General features: G+C 76.5%; 1 protein-coding gene. It reads left to right on the top strand.

Features of this window, described 5'->3' with window-relative positions:
* The coding region (locus SACPADRAFT_RS29020; protein WP_007027805.1) for a DUF3159 domain-containing protein at positions 1-721 on the top strand (721 nt) is incomplete at its 5' end.
* Positions 722-843 lie beyond the last annotated feature (122 nt).

Here is an 843-nt window from a genome sequence, read left to right on the forward strand (position 1 = left end):
GCCCCGGCGGGAGTCGCTGTCCGACCTGCTCGGCGGACGCCGCGGGGCGGTCGACGCGACCCTGCCTCCGGTGGCGTTCGTCCTCGCGTGGTCGCTGACCGGGTCGTCGATCGGCTGGGGAGCCGCCGCGGCGGTCGGGGTGAGCGTGCTCGTCGGCGCGGTCCGGCTGGTGCGCCGGGAGAAGGTGCGTGCGGTACTGCTGAGCCTCGCGGGAGTCACCGTCGCCGCGCTGATCGCGGTGCGCACCGGGGATCCGGAGGACTTCTTCCTGCCCCAGTTGCTGGCCAACGTGGCCAGCGCACTCGTGTGGGCGGTGAGCATCCTGGTGCGCCGACCGCTGCTGGGTGTCGTGGTCGGCGCCGTGCTGGGACAGCGGATGCGCTGGCGGCGCGACCGGGACCTGCTGCGCGCCTACTCGCGGGCGAGCTGGGTGTGGGTCGGCCAGTACCTGCTGCGGGTGGCGGTGTTCGGGGCGTTGTGGCTGGCCGGGGAGGTCGTGGCCCTGGGCACCGCGCGGGTGCTGCTGTCCTGGCCGCTGGTCGCGGCGACCCTGGCCGCCAGTGGTGCCGTCGTGCACGCGACGCTGCCGCACGATCACCCCGGACTGCGCCGCCCCCGCACGCCGGTTCCCGAGGACGGCCCCCGGAACGCGGACGCCGAGGAGGACGACGCGACGGGCGGGCATACGGAACACCCGTCGCCGCCGCGGACGCATCGCTGAGCGGAGGCCCCCGGCGAGGGGGAGGTCCGGGGGCCACTTCCTACGGTACGCGGCGCGGACGGGCCGCGTCCGGGCCGAAAGCCTCCAGCGCGGCCAGCCAGGCGGCCCCGGCGACCCCGTCG

It is taken from the genome of Saccharomonospora iraqiensis subsp. paurometabolica YIM 90007, from assembly GCF_000231035.2.
GTDB lineage: Bacteria > Actinomycetota > Actinomycetes > Mycobacteriales > Pseudonocardiaceae > Saccharomonospora > Saccharomonospora paurometabolica.